Below are 17,536 nucleotides of genomic sequence, written 5' to 3'. Positions count from 1 at the left end.
CCGGCGAGATTGTCGTCTGTAGCAATCCTCCCCACCAGCCTCAGAAGGATAGCCATCAATGAGCGATGACCTTCCCATCCTCTCTCCTATCGAAGCGCGCATACTCGGCTGCCTGATCGAGAAGAAGGAGCTGACGCCGGATGTCTATCCGCTGACGCTCAATGGCGCGCATGCCGCGGCCAACCAGAAGACGGCGCGCGAGCCGGTGATGGCGGTCGAGCTTGTCGAGGTCAGGCGGGCGCTGAGCCAGCTGGAGCAGAAGGGCCTGGTCCGGCAGGTCTTTGCTTCGCGCGTCGAGCGCTACGAACATCTGGCGGCGCAGCGTTTCTCGCTCACCTCGGCGCAGATCGCGCTGGTCGGTCTGATGCTTCTGCGCGGCGCGCAGACGGCGCATGAATTGCTGGCGCGCGCCGAACGCATGGCGCGGTTTCCGTCGATCGACGCGCTGCGCACCGATCTGGACCTGCTGATCGGCCGCAGGCCGCCGCTGGTCATGCTGATCGAGCGCGGACCCGGCCAGCGCGAGGAGCGCTACGTCCATCTGCTGAGCGGGACACCGCAGGCCACGTCCATCGCCATGCATCAGGCCCCGTCGGCCGCCTCATCGACCTCCGGCCTCGAAGAGCGCATCAGCGCCCTCGAGGAGGAGGTTGCGAGGCTGCGCGCCCGCATAGAGGCGCTGACCGGCGAAGAGCGCTAGGCTTATCTTCTGCTGTAAACACCGCTCGCTTCGCCGGCGGGGTCGATCAGCCGCAACTGACTGCCGTCCAGTTGCCAGCGCAAGGAGATCGGCTTCAGGTCGCCGGGTTTGAATTTCCACAGGCCCGTCAGGTCGGGCCGGCAGCCATTGACGGATTTGTAGGTTCCAGCCGTCGGTGTGAAGATCAGGGTCGAGCCGCGCACCGCGGCCTTGCCGGTTTTCAGCGTCAGGGACCGGACCTGGCCGCAGCCGTCGACCAGCGACGACTGAAACAGCGCGTAGTAGGTGCGCCCGTCAGCGCCGAAGGTGAAGGAGATGCTGCCGCCACTGCCTGGGTCGCAATGGCTGAACGTGTCGCAGTAATTGCCACTGGCGACAGCAAAACCCCATTTGCCGATAAGTGCCGCCGGCATCGCGCCGAGGCGGGAGCGTGTCGTCGGCCCCTTGCCCTGGCCATAGGCGCCGCCGGCGCTGAAGGCCAGCCAGCCGGCGAGGCCGACAAGTGCTGCCCGGCAGGCGTGGTGTGAAGAGGCCCTCAACATCCCTTGCTCGCGACAAGCTGCCGGAGATAGACAAGCCGCGTGGCGATGACGTTGTTGACGATCGCCATCTTTCCGGGAGGCGCCATGCCGCCATATTTCTTCGGCGTCGGTCCGTGATTCTTGGCCTCCTCGTAGTTGGCCATCGTTTGCCGCAATTCGGTGCAGGACATCGAGGCATATTTCGCCTGTTCCTGTGGGCTGATGGTGCCCGATTGCGCCATGCCGATGGAGTTGGCCGCGGCCATGCCGGCCATGCTGACGACCGCGGATACCGGGTTGAGGCCGACGCAGCCGGACAGGCCAAGGCACAGCAGCGGAGCTGCCAGCAATGTGCATCTCGTGCTCATGGGCGACGCTCCCCGGCACGCAGCGGCTGCTTCAGGTCGCGATGGTCGGCGACCGTTCCGCCCAGAGCGATGGACAGCAGACAGACGCGCGGATTGAAGCCCGCCGAGGACAGACCCGACAGCGTCTTGAACAATTGCAGATGATACATCGAACCCCCTTGTGGTTGTTTGCGATGCGCCTTCCAATCGGAAGCGCGCCGCAAACTAGGTCCGACGAAAGGGGGCAGCTTGGACGGAGCGGCCCTAAAAACGGCCCAAACGGCCCTGTATTGACGTTTTGAGAACCTCGGCGCATATCAGCGCGCTCTCTAGGCAGGGGTGCCAATGACTGCGACGATGGGGCCAACCGCCTCGTTCAGGCTGATGACGGATGCGCTTCCGGAACGGGATCGCGTCGAGGTCATGCGTGAGGTCTATGGCCGCACGGTGCTCAAGGTCGACCTCGATCCGCTTGGGCCGACGCAGGTCGATATGCGGGTGCGCGCCTTGCCCGGCCTCGGCATAGCCACGGGCACCTGCTCCGAATTCCGCGTCCATCATTCGACGCCGCTGATCGACAGCGACGATCTCGTCCTTCTGGCCGCCCTCGATGGCGCCAGCGTGATGAAGCACCGCGGCCGCGAGGAGCAGGTCGGCAATGGCCAGGCATTGATGATGAGCGGCGAAGAGGTCGGCCTCAATGTCATCCAGCCCGGCGGTCTTCGCTTCGTCAATATGAGCTTCTCGCTCAGAGCGCTTTCACCGCTGATCGGCGACCCGGCCCCGACGCTGATGCAGCCGCTGCCGACCAGCGGCGGGGCGATGCGGCTGCTGCTCGACTATGTGCAATCGATCCAGGATGCCGGCGACGTGCTGACGCCGGAGGCCTGGCATCTGGCGACGACGCATATTTTCGATCTCGTCGCCCTTGCCATGGGTGCCACCCGAGACGCGGCGGAAATCGCCCGGGGCCGAGGCGTGCGCGTGGCGCGGCTGCGGGCCATCAAGGCCGATATAGCAGCCCATGGCGGCGACCTATCGGCCGAAGACATCACCCGCCGTCACCGCCTTTCCGCCCGCTACATCAGGAAGCTGTTCGAGCGCGAAGGCACGTCGCTGTCGGACTTCATGCTGTGCCAGCGCCTGCTGCGCGCGCACCGCATGCTTGGCGATCCGCGCCAAGCCGGCCGCAGCATCACGGCGATCGCCTTCGAGGCCGGCTTCAATGACCTGTCCTACTTCAACCGGGCGTTCCGCCGGCGTTATGATGCGACGCCGTCCGATGTGCGGGCGGCCGCTTTGAAGACCTGATCCGTACCGGAAACGCCGGCCCCGAGGCCGGCGCTTGCCATCGAGCGGTTCTGTCAGCCGAGCCGGGCGTCGAGCGACACGTTTATGGCGCCGAGCGCCTTCGAGACCGGACATCCAGCCTTGGCCTTTTCGGCCAGTTCCCCAAATTTCGCGGCATCGATGCCCGGCACCTTGCCGACCACGGTGAGGGCGCTGCCGGTGATGCCGGTGCCGGGAACCAGCGTCACCACCGCTTTGGCATCGAGTTCGGTGGCAGGCGTGCCGTTCTCGGCCAGGAAATGCGAGAACTGCATGGCAAAGCAGCCGGCATGCGCGGCGGCGATCAGCTCTTCCGGGTTGGTGCCGGATTTGCCGCTCTCGTCCTCGAAGCGCGCCTTGAACGAATAGGGCGTGCCCTTCAGGGTTCCGCTCTGGGTGTCGAGCGTGCCCGTGCCCTCCTTCAGATTGCCTTTCCAGACGGCGTTTGCGGTGCGGTCCATGAATTCCTCCTTATTACAGCGGTGGCGCCGGCCAGGCGGCGTTCCTCCCAACTATAGCGCGGGCGCGAGGGAAGGCCACCGCGCTGTTTGCGCGCGCATGCACCGCCGGCGAGCCGCACCGAATCTTTTTTGAAAGAATGTGCGTGCAGAAATGTCGACTTGCATCGGCCCCGACCGTCCTGCGGGCGACCACGGATTCTCGTGGCGGATGGAGGTTCGGATGAACAATCTATTTTCTGCCCATTGGACAAGCACCGGCCGAAGGGCTGATCCGGGGGAGAGCGACCCGCTGCATGTGCCGCCGTCCGGCTTCGGCCGGCTGCTTGCGGCAATTGCCATCATCGGCATTGCGATCAGCCTTCTCGACCATGTCGCCGCCGGCAAGGACTCAACCGATACCGTGATCTATGGTTCCTCACAGCAAGGGAGCTGGAAATGAGATATGTCTGCCTGGTCTATGGCGAGGAGAAAGACCTCCATGCCATGACGCCGGAGCGTCTGGCCAAGCTCGATGCCGATTCGATGGCTCATGACCGGTCATTGGATCAGCGTGGGATGCTGATCGTCGCACAGGCGCTGCAATCGGTGAAGACGTCGAAGACGGTGCGGCGACGCCAGGGCAAGCGGCTGATCACCGACGGCCCGTTCGCCGAAACCAAGGAGCAGTTGCTCGGCTTCGTCATGATCGAGGCCGACGATCTCGACCAGGCGCTGGAGATCGCCGGCGAGATCCCGCTGGCCGAAATCGGCACCATCGAGGTGCGGGCGATCTACGATGTGCCGGGATCATAGCCCCCACCATGTGCTGCAGCCCCGCGGAAACCAAGACATTCGAACTGAACGATCGTCCTGGTTCATTACGTGCGCAACTTTTGCGTGTTGAAGCAAGGCGAGAGTTCTCCTATCGTTGCCGGGGTTCTTGGGGATTTCGACATGCCTTTCCTGATTGCTATCCTTGGCGTGATGGGCGCGGCGGCGTTCTGGTGGTACCGGATGAAGGCGATGAACGACGCGGCTCGCGAGGTTGCGGACGTTGTCGGGCGCGTGCAGGGCAACATCCGCCGCAAGAAGCTGCGCAAGCAGGCGGCGCTGTCACCGCTGACGGCGATCGATGATCCGGTCGTAGCGGCGGCTACGCTGATCACATCAATCGTCTCCGAGGATGGGCCCATCCTGCCGCAGCGCGAGGCTGTCATCCGCGCGGTGATTTCCGAGATCGCCGACAAGAAGAAGACCGACGAGGCGGTGATCTATGCCAAATGGGCGGCGGCGCAGGTCGACGACACCACCGTCGTCATCGACAAGCTGGCGCCGTTTCTGCGCGAACGTCTCGATGTCGCCGAGCGAAACGATCTGCTGCAGATGGTCAACCGCGCCGCCCAAGGCGGGGAGAAACGTCTTGATATAGCCGACCAGCGCATGCTGCGGCTGCGGCAGAAGCTGGGCTTCGAAGTGAACTGAGCGATAGCGCTCAGATCGCCTCGCCTTTCAGCAGCCTTGGTGTTCCTGCGGACAGTCCTGATGCCTGCCGGATAAAAAATTCCTTCAGGCGCGGCATGCGTTCGACGAGGCCGAGGCCGATGTCGCGGACGGTGCGCAGCGGTCCGAGATCGTTGGAAAACAGCCGGTTCAGCGCGTCCGTGGTGATGCCCATCTGCACCGTGTCGAAGCGGCGCCACTGCTGGTAGCGCTCGAGCACGTCGAGCGCGCCGATGTCCTGGCCGAGCCGGTCGGCCTCGACGATCACCTCGGCAAGGGCTGCGACATCCTTGAAGCCGAGATTGAGGCCCTGGCCGGCGATCGGGTGGATGCCATGGGCGGCATCGCCGGCGAGCGCGATGCGGGGTGCGACGAAGGCGCGCGCAATGGTCAGGCCGAGTGGCCAGGCGCGCGGCGCATCAGTGACGCGGATCTCGCCAAGCTTCAGGCCAAAACGCTGTTCGAGTTCGTGTTCGAAGAGGAGATCGTCACCGGCCACCAGCTTCTCGGCATCGGGCGTACGCTCGACCCAGACGATCGACGAGCGGTTGGTGCCGTCTTCGCCGGGTTTGAGCGGCAGTGTGGCGAAAGGCCCGGCCGGCAGGAAATGCTCTTCGGCGCGACCGTTGTGCGGGCGTTCATGCGCCACGGTGCAGACGATGCCGGACTGGCCATATTCCCACTTCACCGTCTTGATGCCGGCCATGTCGCGCAGCTTCGAGTTGACGCCGTCGGCGGCGACCAGCAGCCGGGCCTTCAGCGTCGCGCCGTCGGCGAGATGCACTGTGATGCCGGCGCCATTGGTCTCGAACCCCTGCACGGCGACGCCTTCGATGATGTCGATGCCGAGCTTTTCGGTGCTGGCCCGCAAGGCGCCGTTCAGCACCTTGTTGGCGACCATATGCGCAAAAGGCTCACCCGGGGCCACTTCGCCGTCGAAGGTGAGGAAGACCGGACGCACCGGATCGGCGGTGCGCGAATCGGTGATGATCATCTCGGTGATCGCCTGCGCCTGGGGTGCGATCTCGGCCCACACGCCGAGCTGTTCGAGCATGCGGCAGGCGGCGGCGGCAATGGCCGAGGCGCGGCCATCCCTTTGCCAGGCGCCGGCAGGCGCGGCATCGACGAGAGCGATGGCGAGGCCCGGTCGCGCCTGCTTCAGCGACACGGCGGCGGCCAGGCCGACATAGCCGGCGCCGGCGACCAGGACATCGAGCCCGGATCTTGTTTTCGCGTCAGCCCCGGTTTTCGTGTCCGCCTTGCGTTCCATCATCTTCGCTCCTGCGCGCCGGCCGGGTCTTGCGCCCTTGACTGCCTGTCCGTCCTGTCGGAAACCGCCATAACACTTCTGCGGCGAGGGCGCGAAATATGACGGCAGCCATGGACGAGCTTCTCGGCATTCTCGACCTCGAGAAGCTGGAACACAATCTGTATCGTGGTCGCAGCCCCTTGCTCGACTGGCAACGCGTGTTCGGCGGCCAGACCATCGCCCAGGCGCTGGTGGCGGCGCAGCGGACAGTGGATCCCGATCGGTACGTGCATTCGCTGCACGGCTATTTCATGCGGCCCGGCGACACCAAGGTGCCGATCGTCTACGAGGTCGACCGTATTCGCGACGGCGGCTCCTTCACCACGCGGCGCGTGGTGGCGATCCAGCACGGCCAGGCGATCTTTTCGCTCGAAGCCTCGTTCCAGCAGGACGAGGTCGGACTGGAGCACCAGGTGCCGATGCCGCAGGACGTTCCGGGGCCGGACACATTGCTGTCGCAACGCGAGTTGCTGGGCAAATTCGGCGAGGCGGTGCCCGATGGCATCAAACGCTACTGGGAGCGCGACCGGCCGATTGAGATGAAGCCGGTGATGCTGAAGCATTACACCAGCCGCGAAAAGCTGGAGCCAAAGCAGAATATCTGGATCCGCACCACCGGTCCGGTGCCGGCGGACCGCGCCATTCAGGCGGCGGTGCTCGCCTATCTCTCCGACATGACGCTGCTCGACACATCGACCTTCGCGCATGGCCGCGCCATTTTCGACCGCGATATCCAGGCGGCGAGCCTCGACCACGCCATGTGGTTCCATCGCAGCCATGCGCTCGACGACTGGATGCTCTACACGCAGGACAGCCCGTCGACACAGGGATCGCGCGGCTTCACGCGCGGCTCGCTGTTTGCCCGCGACGGCACGCTGATCGCCTCGGTTGCGCAGGAAGGGCTGATCCGGCTCAAGCGATCGCCTGCAGAGTAGGCATTTTTCAAAATTTGCCCAAATTTTAAGCAGATGCATCGCCGCAGCTGTGGGCAGGTTGCGTCGGTGAGCTCTCTAACCTCTTTGTTTACAACGGGTTAACACCCTGCTTCGGCACTTGGCACGGAGCTTGAATCCTTGCGGGCACTCTCCGGCTCTTTGGGATCGGTGAAGGTGTGCAAACGCGGGGGACCGCAACAGCAAAGGGTGAAACCTTATGAAAATCGTGATGGCAATCATCAAGCCGTTCAAGCTCGACGAGGTACGCGAAGCGCTTACCGCCGTCGGCATCCAGGGCCTGACCGTCACCGAAGTCAAAGGCTACGGGCGTCAGAAAGGGCATACAGAGATCTATCGCGGGGCGGAATACGCGGTCAGCTTCCTGCCGAAGATCAAGATCGAAGTCGCGGTCAGTGCCGACATGGTCGACAAGGCCGTCGAAGCCATCACCGCCGCCGCCAAGACCGGCCAGATCGGCGACGGCAAAATCTTCGTTTTCGGCATCGATCAGGCGGTGCGCATCCGCACCGGCGAAACAGACACCGACGCGCTCTGAGCGGCGATCACGTATTCCCAATGGAGAGTTCAATGAATATTCCTTCCACCTTGAAGACGACGGGACGAGCCGCCCTTTTGGGTTCGCTTGTTCTCGCAGCATTGGGCACGGTCGCCGCCTTTGCGCAGGAAGCGGCTCCTGCTGCGGCCGCCGCGGCGCCGGCTGCTGCCCCGACCCCGGTGCTCGACACCGGCAACACCGCCTGGATGTTGACCTCGACGGCCCTGGTCCTGATGATGACCATTCCGGGCCTGGCGCTGTTCTACGGCGGCATGGTGCGCAAGAAGAACGTGCTCGCCACCGTCATGCAGAGCTTCGCCATCACCTGTCTGGTGACGGTGCTGTGGTTCATGTTCGGCTATTCGCTGGCCTTCTCCGATGGCGGCGGCATGAACGCCTATCTCGGCGGCACCTCCAAGTTCTTCCATCACGGCATCACCACGGCCTCGCTGTGGCTGCCGGGCGTCGCCAACATTCCTGAATTCGTGTTCTCGATGTTCCAGATGACATTCGCCATCATCACGCCGGCGCTTATTGCCGGCGCCTTCGCCGAACGCATGAAGTTCTCGGCGCTGCTGATCTTCACGGCATTGTGGCTGCTGGTCGTCTACGTGCCGGTCGCGCATTGGGTCTGGGGTGGCGGCTTCCTCGGGTCGGCGGGCGTGCTCGACTTCGCCGGCGGTACGGTCGTTCACATCAACGCCGGTGTCGCCGGTCTGGTCTGCGCGCTGGTTCTCGGCAAGCGCGAAGGCTACGGCACCACCAATATGGCGCCGCACAACCTGGTCTATTCGGTAATAGGCGCTTCGCTGCTGTGGGTTGGCTGGTTCGGCTTCAACGCCGGTTCGGAACTGGCAGCCGACGGTCTTGCGGGCGCTGCCATGCTCAACACCCAAGTTGCCACCGCCGCGGCGGCACTGGCCTGGATGTTCGCCGAATGGATCGTCGCCAAGAAGCCTTCCGTGCTCGGCATCATCTCGGGTGCGGTTGCCGGCCTGGTCGCGGTGACGCCGGCTTCCGGCTTCGTCAACCCGACCGGCGCCTTCATCGTCGGCATCGTTGCCGGCGTCGTCTGCTACCTCTCGGCGGTCAAGGTCAAGCACATGTTCGGCTATGACGACTCGCTCGATGCCTTCGGCGTGCATGGCGTCGGCGGCATCATCGGCGCTCTGCTCACCGGTGTGCTCGCCGACCCGGCGATCAACAGCCTCGGCGCAGGTGCTTCGCTCGGCAAGCAGATCTACGGCGTTGCCGTCACCATCGTGTGGACGGGCATTGCCACCTTCGTGCTCCTCTACATCGTCAAGGCGCTGGTCGGCCTGCGTCCGACGACCCAGGAAGAGGTCGAAGGCCTCGACATCTCCCAGCATGGCGAAGTGGTGCCGTAAGGCCAGCTTGGCCAAGGGGCCGGCGGAACCCTCCTCCCGCCGGCCCCTTATCTGCCACGCAATTCCGAACGGAAAGCGCTGCACAGTTTTCCTGGAATTGCTTTGAAAAGATCCCGTCGTGACGCTCCCGAAAGGAGTTCACGCATTGAGGCCCGGATCGCATCTGGGCCTCTTTTTTTGGCAAGCCGTTCCGGCAATGCCCGTCTTCGCGCAATCACGTTCGTGTGATCAAGCTTTTTGAGGAAACAACAACCGCTCTGGTTCCGAACCGTGGAGACGACCGTCGTTCTGACGCTCGTACCAAACAACAGGGAAGGAAACCATCTCATGAACCTCAAGAACATCTGTCTCGGAGCGCTTGCTCTTTCCATGCTCGGCGGCGTGGCATTTGCCGGTGCTCTGGATGAGCCCGACAACATGGCGCCGTTCTTCACGGATTCCGGCATGAAAACCATGAAGCCGATGGCTGACTTCAAGGCAGCTTTCATGGCCATGCCGATGGAAAAGCAGGAAGCGATGAAGAAGGAATGCCAGGATGCGGCGATGAGCAAGCCGCATGCGGAATTTTGCACCAATGTGCAGGCGCTCGGCGGCGCCAACTGATTTGCCGCGATCGGGCCGAGGCCCGATCTTTGTTCCAGACGACCGATGGCGGGCTGCAGGCCCGCCATCGTTTCGGCAGGCGGCAGCTCTATCCGCCGGTGCCGTCGTCCATCATGGTGCCTGTCAGCGCCTCATACGCGCTGCTGCACGTCCGGGACTGGGGGCAATTCCGGACAATCAGCACGGGCGCCACCGTCACGACGGCCGCGATCAGAATCCGGAGGCCGAGACCCGGCACTCCAAATCCCTCGCCGAAAAGACCTCTGAATAGAAAATACAGGCCTTGTCCCAGGCAGGCTGTGGCGAGGATGTGCAGCAGCGGGCCGGTCGCCCTGGCAAAGGGCGTCACGTAGCCGTCCGGGAAGCCCACCATGCCGAGTTCGACAAACCAGTGCAAAGCGAGCAGGAGACTGAGCCCTGCCCAGGCCAGAGCCGCCACGCGAAGGAAGACGGATTGCATGCATCGACCCAAATCGGTGATCCCTGCTGCCCACTCGGGCTATCCCTCGGGCAGCAAGCGGCTCAACCGGCGGTAACGAGGTTTGATCATCTCAACCTCTTATAGTTAATGCGCCCTTAACCTTCCCACCGATAGTCTGAGACCCGAATCTGCCGGAGTGCGCCACGCACCCGGCGAGACCATGACAGACGGGGAAGAGCATGCGTTCAGGGGCTTCAGCACCGCTCGCGCTGGCCGATACGGGGCACGGCATCCAGGCGTTCGCGCGGCGTCAGGTCGGGCGGCTGGTTGGCGTCGGCCTGTTCGCGCTGGCCGCCTTTGGCGTTGCCAGCCTTGCCACCTGGAATGTCGCCGATCCGAGTTTTTCCCACGCGACGAACAACACCGTCACCAACGCCATGGGCTATGCGGGTGCCGTGTTCTCCGACCTGGCCATGCAGTTCTTCGGCCTCGCCGCCGTCGCCGCCCTGGTTCCGACGGTCATCTGGGGATTCCTGCTGTTTTCCGCGCGCGGCGTCGACAGGCTGCCCAAACGCGGGCTGTCCTGGTTCGGCTTCGCGCTGCTGGCCGCGGCGATGGTCGGCTGCGTGGTGCCGCCCAAGACCTGGCCGCTGCCCACCGGCCTCGGCGGCGTGTTCGGCGACATGGTGCTGAAGATCCCCGGCGTCGTCATCGGCGGCTATCCGACCGGGCTGATCGCCAGCATCATCGCCATCCTGCTGTCGGCGCCCGCACTGTGGCTCTTCGCCCATGGCTCGGCGCTGATCGGACGCAAGAACGGCTTCGCCGTGATGGAGGACGAGCCCGCCGCCGATCCGCGCGAGGACGACCTGTTGTTCGACAATGACGAGGACGAAGGCGACGAGGGCATCCTGGCGCTCGGCGCCATCACCCATTGGTGGCTGTCGCTGCGCGCGTGGATGCACCGCCGCGCCGCGCGCCGCAGGCAGGAGCGGGACGAATACGAGCCGGAGATGGAGCAGCGCTCCACCGCTTGGCGCCGCGCCGTTGAACGGGTCGAATCGGCCGAATTCGCCGAGCAGCGGATGAGCCAGGATGGCCGCGCCCGCGTCGAGCCCGAATTCTTCGCCGCCATGGTCAATGACCGCAGCGCCTCGCTCGACCCCGACGATGCCGACATCTTCGACGATCGCTTCGACAATGCGGGCGAGGATGCCGATTTCGACGATGAACCTGTCGTGCAACGCCGCGGCGCGCCGACCGCCAAGGTGCAGCCGTTCCGTTCCGACGCAGCCACCCGCGTCGAGGCGCCGGCGGCGCGCCCCGTGCCCGGCGCCCGCGTGCAGCGCGAGGCCCAGACATCGCTGATCGGTTCCGAAAAATTCGAAATGCCGTCGCTGCACTTCCTCTCCGAACCGAAGAACGTGGTGCGCGACGCCAGCCTGTCCAAGGATGCGCTGGAACAGAACGCCCGCCTGCTCGAAGGCGTGCTGGAGGATTTCGGCGTCAAGGGCGAGATCATCGCCGTCCGTCCCGGTCCGGTGGTCACGCTCTATGAGCTCGAGCCGGCGCCCGGCATCAAATCGTCAAGGGTCATCGGCCTGTCCGACGACATCGCCCGCTCGATGAGTGCCATCGCCTGCCGCGTCGCGGTGGTGCCAGGCCGCAACGCCATCGGCATCGAACTGCCGAACGCCAAGCGCGAAACCGTCTATCTCAGGGAGATCCTGGCCAGCCGCGATTTCGAGACGACGAAGGCCAAGCTGGCGCTGGCGCTGGGCAAGACCATCAATGGCGAGGCGGTCATCGTCGACATCGCCAAGATGCCGCACGTGCTGGTCGCCGGCACCACCGGCTCGGGCAAGTCGGTCGCCATCAACACCATGATCCTGTCGCTGCTCTACCGGCTGACGCCGCAGGACTGCCGGCTGATCATGATCGATCCGAAAATGCTGGAACTCTCGGTCTATGACGGCATCCCGCATCTGCTCACGCCCGTCGTCACCGATCCGAAGAAGGCTGTGGTAGCGCTGAAATGGACCGTGCGCGAGATGGAGGACCGCTACCGCAAGATGTCCAAGGTCGGCGTGCGCAACATCGACGGCTTCAACGCCCGCGTCAGCCAGGCGGACAAGAAGGGCGAGAAGATCTCGCGCACCGTGCAGACCGGCTTCGACCGCCAGACCGGCGAGGCGATCTACGAGACCGAGAACCTCGATCTCGAGCCGATGCCCTATATTGTCGTCATCATCGACGAGATGGCCGACCTGATGATGGTCGCCGGCAAGGACATCGAAGGTGCCGTGCAGCGCCTGGCGCAGATGGCGCGCGCCGCCGGCATCCATGTCATCATGGCAACGCAGCGGCCGTCGGTCGACGTCATCACCGGCACCATCAAGGCCAATTTCCCGACCCGCATCTCCTTCCAGGTGACGTCCAAGATCGACAGCCGCACCATTCTGGGCGAGCAGGGCGCCGAGCAGCTGCTCGGCATGGGCGACATGCTCTACATGGCCGGCGGCGGCCGCATCCAGCGCGTGCACGGCCCGTTCGTCGCCGATGAAGAGGTCGAGAAGATCGTCGCGCATCTGAAGCTGCAGGGCGTGCCGGAATATCTCGACGCCATCACCGAGGACGACGGCGAGGACGACGACGAGCCGTCGGGCAAGGGTGGGTCCGGTGGCGGCAACAGCAATTTCGAGGATTCCGACGATCCTTACGACCAGGCGGTTTCCGTGGTGCTGCGCGACGGCAAGGCCTCGACCAGCTATATCCAGCGCCGGCTGGGCATCGGCTACAACCGCGCCGCCTCGATCATCGAGAAGATGGAGAAGGAAGGTATCGTCGGCCCGGCCAACCATGCCGGCAAGCGCGAGATCCTGGTGCCGACCGAAGACGACAAGTTCTGACCAGAAAGCCTGACCCTTGTGACATTCCGGTCCGGCAACCTTGAACCTTTCAAGGCGTTGAAGCGACGGAGGGACGCCCGACCCGCCAAATTTCAGCCTAACTGGGGGTCCAAGCACAGAACAACTCAGGAATTGGATGAGAGTGACCGACATGAAAAACGATCTTTCAGCGCTCAGCACATTTGCTCCCTCCCGGCGTCAGTTGCTGGGCCTCGGCCTGGCGTTTGCAGGGGCGGCAGCCTTCAACGCGGTGCCCGGCTTCCAGGTGCTGGCCTCGGCGCAGGCGGCTGTGCCCGCCGCCGCACAGAAGATCGCCGACCACTTTTCCTCGGTCAAATCGATGAGCGGCGAATTCGTGCAGTTCGGCCCCAAGGGCGAGCAGACGGGCGGCAAGTTCTTCCTTGAACGGCCGGGCAAGATCCGCTTCAACTATGACGGCTCTTCGAATTTCCGGGTGATTTCAGACGGCAAGTCGGTGGTCATCCTGAACAAGAGGCTCAATACGTCCGATCTCTATCCGCTGTCGAAGACGCCTCTGAAGCTGCTGCTCGACACCAGGATCGACCTCTCCGGCGACCGCGTCAAAAGCGTCAAGCAGGAGGATGACCTCACCACCATCCAGCTCGCCGACAAATCGGTGTTCGGCAATTCGAAGATCACCATGATGTTCGATCCGAAAACCTTCGATTTGCGGCAGTGGACGATCACCGACGCGCAGGGCAAGGATACGACGGTGATGATCTTCAACACCAAGGAAGGCGTCAGCTTCGCGCCGGATACTTTCGCCATCGATTACACGGCGAATCGCGAGCTCAACACCAACAAGGCGCGCTAACCCTGTCGTTATAGCTGTGGAAAGCACCTGGCCGCGCCTCGTCGGGCGTTGCCCGGCTTGTCTTTGCGGCTTGCGGCTGGCAGTTTCCCGGACCGACTCCGTCAAAAGGCGTCTTCCCCGCCGGGACCCATCGGTTCTGGCCGGTTGCACGCTGTCCTGGATTGCCAAATGCCCTTCTCCATCGCCACCTGGAACATCAATTCCGTTCGCCTGCGCATGCCGATCGTCGAGCGCCTGCTGGTGGAGCATGCGCCCGACGTGCTGTGCCTGCAGGAAACCAAGGTTCCCGACGAACTGTTTCCCGAAAAGGCTTTCCGCAAGCTCGGCTACGAGCACATCGCCTTCCATGGCCAGAAGGGCTACCACGGCGTCGCGACGGTGGCCCGGCGGCCGATCGAGGTGGTCGAAAAGCGACGCTTTTGCGAGATCGAGGACAGCCGGCACCTCTCGGTGACGGTGCGGGCCGGCGGCAAGGCGATCCTGCTGCACAATTTCTACGTCCCGGCGGGCGGCGACGAACCGGATCCCCTCATCAACAGGAAGTTCAAGCACAAGCTTGATTTCGTTGCCGAGATGAATGCCATCCGGGCAGAACATGACGAGGTGTCCGGCTCGGTGCTGGTCGGCGACCTCAACATCGCCCCGCTCGAACATGACGTCTGGTCGCACAAGCAATTGCTCAACGTGGTCAGCCACACACCGGTCGAGACGGAAAATTTCGAGGCGATGCGTCGCGCCGGCAACTGGGTCGACCTGATGCGGCTCAACGTTCCGGATGAGCAGAAGCTCTACACCTGGTGGAGCTATCGCGCGCAGGATTGGGAGCTGTCCAATCGCGGCCGCCGCCTCGACCACGTCTGGTCGTCGCCAAACCTGGTGCCCAGCTTTTCCGGCTACGAGATCCTGCGCCTGGCGCGCGGCTGGGAGCGCCCGTCGGACCATGTGCCTGTCATCGCGCGGTTCGATCTGGACTAATCTGGTCGAAGATGCGGCGCGTGCGGCGTTCAGTCGGCAGAATTGGGATCGGCTGGATCCACCCACGGACGGCCCAATCGAGTCACCATCGCCGCGTACCCCACGGCACCTGCCGCCCAAAGGAAGATGCCAAGCTCTTTGACGACGTCCTCGGCGATGGCGGCCGCAGAACCAGGGGTGGGAAACAGCTCTCCGAGTTGGTCGATCGATGCTGACATCGCGAGCAGGAAGCCTGCGGCCACAAAGACGATCGTGCCGTCGAATGTCTTTCGTCGCAGCCGAAAGAACCAGAACAACCCGGCGGCGGCGTAGGCAATCATCGGAACGATCTCCGGTATCCCTACAATGGGCAGCACGTCCTCATGGATCAACAAGAGGTCGTCGAGGCCCAAGACCAGGGTCAGGCCGCCGAGAAACGTGCAATCCCATCGGCGCGTGAGCAGGCCAGCAAACAGGGTCGCGGCGCCGGAGCCGATCCATAGCGAAGCACCCAGGGACGAAATCCACCCCGTATAGAAGCCGACTTCGGCGGCTGCAGATGGATCTCGATAAAAGATCCAGGCGTCAAGACCACGAATTTGCGCGACGAACAGCGCGGCTAAGAGCATCGCAACGTTAATCGCCGCCGCCGCCAGTATGACCAGGCGCCAGGCTATTTTCCATTCGCCGCCATGCTTTGTGTTCAGCGCGTTGTTCTCTGGCATTTTCTATTCTCATTGAGGACTGAGAGGAACTCCATTGGAACCAAAGTACGATATGCGCCAGATCTGCCGCCGAGAACTCCGCCTGCATTGTGCCGGTGGTCACCACGGAACGGTTGCAGCGCTTCGCCCCACCGAACCCATTGTACCATGGCGTCGATGTTCAGGTGAGGCCGGCCTGCAAATCGCCGACCTGAACCCCAACACGTTTCGAAGCGCGACCAGATTAACTCAAATTCAAATGGCGCGCTTCAAGTCTTCATGCATATCGTTGTCGCGAAATTGCTGCGCTGACAGGCCGCGAGATCCGGCAGATGGGGATGGTCGCGGCGGCGCGTCGCCAGCATCCGTTGCACCGCTTCGATGATTGTCGACGCAGGGACATCGGCGACCAGGCCGGTCGGGCTGGCATGGCGGGCATCGATCACGTCCACGCAGTTCGAAAGCGGCCTCCAACGGGCCATGTTGGCGCCGCCATTGACGATAACCATCGGCGTCATCACGGTTGCCATGAGATGTGCGGTACCGCCTTCGGCGCCGATGTAAAGATCGGCAAACTCGCCGAGCGCCAGCAAAATGTCACCGATATCGACCCCCTCGATCGCGGCGGAATCGACAAGCCGCACCTTCGGCACGCGCTGAGCCAGCTCAGCCATATCGGGACCATCGCCGGGGGTTTTCACATAGAGCAGGTCCGCCCCGTTGGCGATCAGGCTGTCGGCGATCGCGGCAACCTGATCCGCCGACATGCGCTTGCTGGCGCTGCCATGCGCCGCGATAATGATCAACGGAGCATGCTTGCCGTCCGCAAGGCTCCTGGCCGCCGCTCGTGCGGCCGGGCCAGGCTCCAGCCGATGATCGAAAGGCAGCCGCTTGCCGGCAAGGCGTTCGATGAGGCGGTGATAGCGCCAGGCATTGTGCTCGGGTCGTGCTTCAGGCCTTTGGCCCAGGCGCCAGGAAAGGGCGAAAGCCGGAAAGTTTGCCTCATAGGCGATGCCGCGGCCGAGCAGTGATGCCGAGGCTTGAAGCAGCCAGCGCGCCGAGATGCGGAAATCGACAACGGCCAATCGCTCCTTGCCCTTGCGGTGACCGGCGATCAGCCGCGCGAGCGGCGTCCGCACGTTGATCGCATCGACCAAATGGCCGGCATGGCGATTGAGGCTGTGTTCAAGGGACGACGACCGGGTGGTTCCGTAGACGATGAAACTATCGGGGAATGCCGTTCTGGCGGCGCGCAAAGCTGGAAGCCGGATCAGTCCGTCGCCGAACGCGTCATTGCGGGAATACAAGATAATCGTCTCGTACCGCCCTGATGGCATGGCTCGCTCCCCCCAGGAGCCTGGTGGTGGTGGCGCCTGCTGCGCCGGCCGCCTTCGAGGTGCTTTAGGATTTCACCTCTTGCCTGTCAACGGAACCTTGCCCCTGGATCCGGGCATCCGGATGAACGACCCATTGGCGATTCCCCACTCCGGCCGCAGTGCGCCACGATCAGGTTATCGCGGCGAATGTCGTTGAAAAACGCCGCCGCGCTTTTGCCTTCGGTCGCGAAGCCAACAGCTTCGTAGGCGGGCTGCCTCAGCCGGAGAAGCGCGGCGCCAGTTCCTCGATGCGGCGGATCATCGCCTGAAATTCCTCCGAGATGCGCTGGTGGAGCTTGACCGCGATCTCGGGATATTCCTCCAGGATGCGGCGGAACATCTTGCGGCTGAGCCGCATCACTTCCGAATCGATCTCGGCCGAGGCGCTGGTCAACCGGTTGGTGTCGGCGATCAATGCCAGTTCGCTCAGGATCGTGCCGGGGTCTGCCGTGCCAATCGGGATGCGTTCACCATTCTGCTCCCGGTAGAGCACGATGCGCCCACTGACAACGATATAGGCGGAATCGGCCTCGTCGTCCTCGCGATAAAGCTTGTGGTTGGCAATCAGCCTGGTGTTCTCGGCGCCAAAGGCGAGCAGGCGCAGTTGTTCCTGCGTGAAGCCCTCGAAGAGCCTCACGGCGGACAGGACGCGGATGTCGTCATCCAGCGCCATCTAGCTATGTCCCCGAACCGACAGTCCGCCTCCTCC

General features: G+C 63.7%; 21 protein-coding genes. 12 read left to right on the top strand and 9 right to left on the bottom strand.

Features of this window, described 5'->3' with window-relative positions; translation table 11 throughout:
- Positions 1–58 precede the first annotated feature (58 nt).
- Entirely contained in the window at positions 59–700 is a 642-nt protein-coding gene (locus tag EOA16_RS21635) for a DUF480 domain-containing protein (protein WP_127260087.1), read from the top strand.
- Between the two features lie 2 nt (positions 701–702).
- Here the strand turns inward: EOA16_RS21635 and EOA16_RS21630 are convergent, their stop codons facing one another.
- From EOA16_RS21630 to EOA16_RS21620, 3 genes are read right to left on the bottom strand one after another with little or no spacing between them, the layout of a single operon-like run.
- Positions 703–1,242, bottom strand: a complete 540-nt coding sequence (locus tag EOA16_RS21630; protein ID WP_127260086.1) for a hypothetical protein — start codon at positions 1,240–1,242, stop codon at positions 703–705.
- On the bottom strand, positions 1,236–1,589 hold the full coding sequence (locus tag EOA16_RS21625) for a hypothetical protein (protein ID WP_127260085.1): 354 nt from the start codon (positions 1,587–1,589) through the stop codon (positions 1,236–1,238). The genes EOA16_RS21630 and EOA16_RS21625 overlap by 7 nt, the downstream gene beginning before the upstream one ends.
- Positions 1,586–1,738 carry a hypothetical protein gene (locus tag EOA16_RS21620; RefSeq protein WP_127260084.1) on the bottom strand — a complete coding sequence of 51 codons (153 nt, stop codon included), beginning with the start codon at positions 1,736–1,738 and terminating at the stop codon, positions 1,586–1,588. Before EOA16_RS21620 ends, EOA16_RS21625 begins: the two co-directional genes overlap by 4 nt.
- Positions 1,739–1,913: 175 nt before the next feature.
- On the opposite strand from EOA16_RS21620, the gene EOA16_RS21615 reads away from it, so the two are divergent.
- Positions 1,914–2,879, top strand: a complete 966-nt coding sequence (locus EOA16_RS21615) for an AraC family transcriptional regulator (protein ID WP_164754350.1) — start codon at positions 1,914–1,916, stop codon at positions 2,877–2,879.
- A 53-nt stretch (positions 2,880–2,932) separates the two neighbouring features.
- Here EOA16_RS21615 and EOA16_RS21610 read toward each other — a convergent pair whose 3' ends face one another.
- A complete protein-coding gene (locus EOA16_RS21610; RefSeq protein WP_127260082.1) occupies positions 2,933–3,358 on the bottom strand; it encodes an OsmC family protein in 426 nt (141 codons plus the stop codon).
- 220 nt (positions 3,359–3,578) lie between these two features.
- Here EOA16_RS21610 and EOA16_RS21605 point away from each other — a divergent pair, with 220 nt between their 5' ends.
- The 3 genes from EOA16_RS21605 (at position 3,579) to EOA16_RS21595 (ending at position 4,819) form a co-directional block, all read left to right on the top strand.
- Complete coding sequence (locus EOA16_RS21605) at positions 3,579–3,797, top strand: hypothetical protein (RefSeq protein ID WP_127260081.1); 219 nt, start codon at positions 3,579–3,581, stop codon at positions 3,795–3,797.
- Positions 3,794–4,150 (top strand): YciI family protein, encoded by a 357-nt coding sequence (locus EOA16_RS21600; protein WP_127260080.1) that lies wholly within the window; start codon positions 3,794–3,796, stop codon positions 4,148–4,150. Before EOA16_RS21605 ends, EOA16_RS21600 begins: the two co-directional genes overlap by 4 nt.
- Positions 4,151–4,291: 141 nt before the next feature.
- Entirely contained in the window at positions 4,292–4,819 is a 528-nt protein-coding gene (locus EOA16_RS21595) for a hypothetical protein (protein ID WP_127260079.1), read from the top strand.
- 10 nt (positions 4,820–4,829) lie between these two features.
- Here the strand turns inward: EOA16_RS21595 and EOA16_RS21590 are convergent, their stop codons facing one another.
- Positions 4,830–6,107 carry a ubiquinone biosynthesis hydroxylase gene (locus EOA16_RS21590; RefSeq protein WP_164754349.1) on the bottom strand — a complete coding sequence of 426 codons (1,278 nt, stop codon included), beginning with the start codon at positions 6,105–6,107 and terminating at the stop codon, positions 4,830–4,832.
- Between the two features lie 98 nt (positions 6,108–6,205).
- On the opposite strand from EOA16_RS21590, the gene tesB reads away from it, so the two are divergent.
- The 4 genes from tesB to EOA16_RS21570 all read left to right on the top strand — a co-directional run bounded on the left by tesB (position 6,206) and on the right by EOA16_RS21570 (position 9,628).
- Positions 6,206–7,081: an acyl-CoA thioesterase II gene (gene tesB / locus EOA16_RS21585; protein ID WP_127260077.1), complete on the top strand. Its 876-nt coding sequence runs from the start codon at positions 6,206–6,208 to the stop codon at positions 7,079–7,081.
- 217 nt (positions 7,082–7,298) lie between these two features.
- On the top strand, positions 7,299–7,637 hold the full coding sequence (locus EOA16_RS21580; protein WP_013528889.1) for a P-II family nitrogen regulator: 339 nt from the start codon (positions 7,299–7,301) through the stop codon (positions 7,635–7,637).
- Positions 7,638–7,669: 32 nt separating this feature from the next.
- On the top strand, positions 7,670–9,025 hold the full coding sequence (locus tag EOA16_RS21575; protein WP_127260076.1) for an ammonium transporter: 1,356 nt from the start codon (positions 7,670–7,672) through the stop codon (positions 9,023–9,025).
- Between the two features lie 327 nt (positions 9,026–9,352).
- The gene (locus tag EOA16_RS21570; protein ID WP_127260075.1) at positions 9,353–9,628 is read left to right on the top strand and encodes a hypothetical protein; all 276 of its coding nucleotides are present in this window, start codon (positions 9,353–9,355) and stop codon (positions 9,626–9,628) included.
- An 88-nt stretch (positions 9,629–9,716) separates the two neighbouring features.
- On the opposite strand, the gene EOA16_RS21565 is transcribed toward EOA16_RS21570, so the two are convergent.
- Positions 9,717–10,088 (bottom strand): hypothetical protein, encoded by a 372-nt coding sequence (locus tag EOA16_RS21565; RefSeq protein WP_127260074.1) that lies wholly within the window; start codon positions 10,086–10,088, stop codon positions 9,717–9,719.
- Between the two features lie 200 nt (positions 10,089–10,288).
- Between EOA16_RS21565 and EOA16_RS21560 the strand changes: the two genes are divergently transcribed.
- The 3 genes from EOA16_RS21560 to EOA16_RS21550 all read left to right on the top strand — a co-directional run bounded on the left by EOA16_RS21560 (position 10,289) and on the right by EOA16_RS21550 (position 14,768).
- Positions 10,289–12,958 carry a DNA translocase FtsK gene (locus EOA16_RS21560; protein ID WP_127260073.1) on the top strand — a complete coding sequence of 890 codons (2,670 nt, stop codon included), beginning with the start codon at positions 10,289–10,291 and terminating at the stop codon, positions 12,956–12,958.
- Between the two features lie 151 nt (positions 12,959–13,109).
- Positions 13,110–13,793, top strand: coding sequence for an outer membrane lipoprotein carrier protein LolA (locus EOA16_RS21555; RefSeq protein ID WP_127260135.1), 684 nt, complete (start codon positions 13,110–13,112; stop codon positions 13,791–13,793).
- A gap of 168 nt (positions 13,794–13,961) precedes the next feature.
- Positions 13,962–14,768 (top strand): exodeoxyribonuclease III, encoded by an 807-nt coding sequence (locus EOA16_RS21550; protein WP_127260072.1) that lies wholly within the window; start codon positions 13,962–13,964, stop codon positions 14,766–14,768.
- Positions 14,769–14,797: 29 nt separating this feature from the next.
- On the opposite strand, the gene EOA16_RS21545 is transcribed toward EOA16_RS21550, so the two are convergent.
- The 3 genes from EOA16_RS21545 to EOA16_RS21535 all read right to left on the bottom strand — a co-directional run bounded on the left by EOA16_RS21545 (position 14,798) and on the right by EOA16_RS21535 (position 17,500).
- Positions 14,798–15,472, bottom strand: a complete 675-nt coding sequence (locus EOA16_RS21545; RefSeq protein WP_127260071.1) for a hypothetical protein — start codon at positions 15,470–15,472, stop codon at positions 14,798–14,800.
- Between the two features lie 248 nt (positions 15,473–15,720).
- Positions 15,721–16,788 carry a glycosyltransferase family 9 protein gene (locus EOA16_RS21540; protein WP_164754348.1) on the bottom strand — a complete coding sequence of 356 codons (1,068 nt, stop codon included), beginning with the start codon at positions 16,786–16,788 and terminating at the stop codon, positions 15,721–15,723.
- A 256-nt stretch (positions 16,789–17,044) separates the two neighbouring features.
- Positions 17,045–17,500, bottom strand: a complete 456-nt coding sequence (locus tag EOA16_RS21535) for a Crp/Fnr family transcriptional regulator (RefSeq protein WP_013528897.1) — start codon at positions 17,498–17,500, stop codon at positions 17,045–17,047.
- Positions 17,501–17,536 lie beyond the last annotated feature (36 nt).

Source organism: Mesorhizobium sp. M7A.F.Ca.US.008.03.1.1, from assembly GCF_003997495.1.
Classification (GTDB): Bacteria; Pseudomonadota; Alphaproteobacteria; order Rhizobiales; family Rhizobiaceae; genus Mesorhizobium.
The sequence above is the reverse complement of the archived record's forward strand: the minus strand, read 5'-3'. Positions and strand labels throughout refer to the sequence as shown.

What these genes read in the sequence shown, in the direction of transcription:
- EOA16_RS21635 (WP_127260087.1), top strand. Translation starts at nt 59, where the DNA reads ATGAGCGATGACCTTCCCATCCTCTCTCCTATCGAAGCGCGCATACTC.
- EOA16_RS21630 (WP_127260086.1), bottom strand. Translation starts at nt 1,242, where the DNA reads ATGTTGAGGGCCTCTTCACACCACGCCTGCCGGGCAGCACTTGTCGGC.
- EOA16_RS21625 (WP_127260085.1), bottom strand. Translation starts at nt 1,589, where the DNA reads ATGAGCACGAGATGCACATTGCTGGCAGCTCCGCTGCTGTGCCTTGGC.
- EOA16_RS21620 (WP_127260084.1), bottom strand. Translation starts at nt 1,738, where the DNA reads ATGTATCATCTGCAATTGTTCAAGACGCTGTCGGGTCTGTCCTCGGCG.
- EOA16_RS21615 (WP_164754350.1), top strand. Translation starts at nt 1,914, where the DNA reads ATGACTGCGACGATGGGGCCAACCGCCTCGTTCAGGCTGATGACGGAT.
- EOA16_RS21610 (WP_127260082.1), bottom strand. Translation starts at nt 3,358, where the DNA reads ATGGACCGCACCGCAAACGCCGTCTGGAAAGGCAATCTGAAGGAGGGC.
- EOA16_RS21605 (WP_127260081.1), top strand. Translation starts at nt 3,579, where the DNA reads ATGAACAATCTATTTTCTGCCCATTGGACAAGCACCGGCCGAAGGGCT.
- EOA16_RS21600 (WP_127260080.1), top strand. Translation starts at nt 3,794, where the DNA reads ATGAGATATGTCTGCCTGGTCTATGGCGAGGAGAAAGACCTCCATGCC.
- EOA16_RS21595 (WP_127260079.1), top strand. Translation starts at nt 4,292, where the DNA reads ATGCCTTTCCTGATTGCTATCCTTGGCGTGATGGGCGCGGCGGCGTTC.
- EOA16_RS21590 (WP_164754349.1), bottom strand. Translation starts at nt 6,107, where the DNA reads ATGGAACGCAAGGCGGACACGAAAACCGGGGCTGACGCGAAAACAAGA.
- tesB (WP_127260077.1), top strand. Translation starts at nt 6,206, where the DNA reads ATGACGGCAGCCATGGACGAGCTTCTCGGCATTCTCGACCTCGAGAAG.
- EOA16_RS21580 (WP_013528889.1), top strand. Translation starts at nt 7,299, where the DNA reads ATGAAAATCGTGATGGCAATCATCAAGCCGTTCAAGCTCGACGAGGTA.
- EOA16_RS21575 (WP_127260076.1), top strand. Translation starts at nt 7,670, where the DNA reads ATGAATATTCCTTCCACCTTGAAGACGACGGGACGAGCCGCCCTTTTG.
- EOA16_RS21570 (WP_127260075.1), top strand. Translation starts at nt 9,353, where the DNA reads ATGAACCTCAAGAACATCTGTCTCGGAGCGCTTGCTCTTTCCATGCTC.
- EOA16_RS21565 (WP_127260074.1), bottom strand. Translation starts at nt 10,088, where the DNA reads ATGCAATCCGTCTTCCTTCGCGTGGCGGCTCTGGCCTGGGCAGGGCTC.
- EOA16_RS21560 (WP_127260073.1), top strand. Translation starts at nt 10,289, where the DNA reads ATGCGTTCAGGGGCTTCAGCACCGCTCGCGCTGGCCGATACGGGGCAC.
- EOA16_RS21555 (WP_127260135.1), top strand. Translation starts at nt 13,110, where the DNA reads ATGAAAAACGATCTTTCAGCGCTCAGCACATTTGCTCCCTCCCGGCGT.
- EOA16_RS21550 (WP_127260072.1), top strand. Translation starts at nt 13,962, where the DNA reads ATGCCCTTCTCCATCGCCACCTGGAACATCAATTCCGTTCGCCTGCGC.
- EOA16_RS21545 (WP_127260071.1), bottom strand. Translation starts at nt 15,472, where the DNA reads ATGCCAGAGAACAACGCGCTGAACACAAAGCATGGCGGCGAATGGAAA.
- EOA16_RS21540 (WP_164754348.1), bottom strand. Translation starts at nt 16,788, where the DNA reads ATGCCATCAGGGCGGTACGAGACGATTATCTTGTATTCCCGCAATGAC.
- EOA16_RS21535 (WP_013528897.1), bottom strand. Translation starts at nt 17,500, where the DNA reads ATGGCGCTGGATGACGACATCCGCGTCCTGTCCGCCGTGAGGCTCTTC.